We start from the raw sequence: 1,224 nt of genomic DNA, 5'->3' as shown, positions 1-1,224 counted from the left end.
TTCATTTCCCATTGCTCACCTCAAAGCTTACGCCATCCTCTTCTTGATCTCATCTATCAAAGTAATATCCGCCGGAAGCCACTTAACTGAATCAATGGTATCAAAATCAAGCCACTTAGCATCCTCAGCCTCTTTTAGCACAAGATCTCCTGATATCAAACTGCACCAGTAACACCGCATGGATAGATGAAACTCCGGATAATCATATTCGATTGTGCTTATGTACTCATCAATGCTAATCTCAGAATCAAGTTCTTCCCTGATTTCTCTTACCAAAGCATCTTCAGGGCTCTCTCCCGGCTCAACTTTGCCTCCGGGGAATTCCCACCAACCTTTATAATTCCCATATCCTCTGGCTGTGGCAAAGACTCTTTTACCTTCTCTGATCAGCGCAGCTACTACGTTTATTGTCTTTCTGGAAGTGTCCATAAATACCTCTTTTTCCCAAATAATCACTCATTCAATTATATAGAAAAAAGGAATCTAGCGCTATATGAGTCGCTAGATTCCATCTATGGTTAGAACCTGACGATATAGCACCTTCTCAGATGAGCGGATGTCCCTAATTCGATCCAGAAGTTCTTTACAGTAGTTTCCGCAGCCATTCCCCTTTAGCCTATCATCATCCATTGCAAAGCCTTTGATGATATATTCCTTTAAAACAGAATTTGTCCATATACGGAACTGAGTTCCGCGGATAGATTTCACACGATATTTAATTAAATGATATCCCTATACATACTGACTGCCAGTTAACTCGTGGTTGATAAAACATGAAGCTGAAACCTGCAAGTTTTCTATAGCTTAGTCGCTGGAGCAGGGTCGCAGGCATCCATTCGCTTGCCGTTCTTGTGCATCATATAAATCGGAAGATTCTGATTTTTATTATTATCCGAACCTTTGAAAAATCCGAACCTTTTCATTTTGAGTACAGTAGTACTATCTATCCAATCAGAAAAGGTTCGGATTTATTATTACTGTCTGGCGACCAAAGACTTAAGACTACCGTTATTGTTGTTTTTCCATTTGGCACTTACTCTGGAATCGTTTTCATCTTCTAATGTCGCCATTGCTTTTATCTGATCATCCGTACTGATGTCCAGATAACGCATTGTTGTTGCCAGCTGCTCATGACCAAGCAAAACGGATATTTCCACTATATTCATTCCTTCCTCAAGCCAATGTGAAGCACGTGCATGGCGGAATTGATGTGCATGAAGATCT

Annotated in this window: 2 protein-coding genes and 1 pseudogene; all 3 read right to left on the bottom strand. The window is 40.6% G+C overall.

The window, feature by feature from the left end; all coding sequences use genetic code 11:
* Positions 1 to 27: 27 nt before the first annotated feature.
* Positions 28 to 429: a (deoxy)nucleoside triphosphate pyrophosphohydrolase gene (locus BM146_RS17745; RefSeq protein ID WP_074891874.1), complete on the bottom strand. Its 402-nt coding sequence runs from the start codon at positions 427 to 429 to the stop codon at positions 28 to 30.
* An 84-nt stretch (positions 430 to 513) separates the two neighbouring features.
* Positions 514 to 720, bottom strand: a pseudogene (gene rhuM, locus BM146_RS17740) (RhuM family protein); the annotation flags it as partial.
* A gap of 254 nt (positions 721 to 974) precedes the next feature.
* Positions 975 to 1,224, bottom strand: a 250-nt coding sequence (locus BM146_RS17735; RefSeq protein ID WP_177201731.1) for a tyrosine-type recombinase/integrase, incomplete at its 5' end; no start/stop codon positions are given.

The sequence above is a fragment of the Butyrivibrio proteoclasticus genome, from assembly GCF_900115735.1.
Classification (GTDB): domain Bacteria; phylum Bacillota; class Clostridia; order Lachnospirales; family Lachnospiraceae; genus Butyrivibrio; species Butyrivibrio proteoclasticus_B.
Note: the sequence above shows the minus strand (reverse complement) of the source record. Positions and strands in the feature narration are given on the sequence as shown.

Coding starts and splice junctions, on each gene's coding strand:
- BM146_RS17745 (WP_074891874.1), bottom strand. CDS start 429: ATGGACACTTCCAGAAAGACAATAAACGTAGTAGCTGCGCTGATCAGA.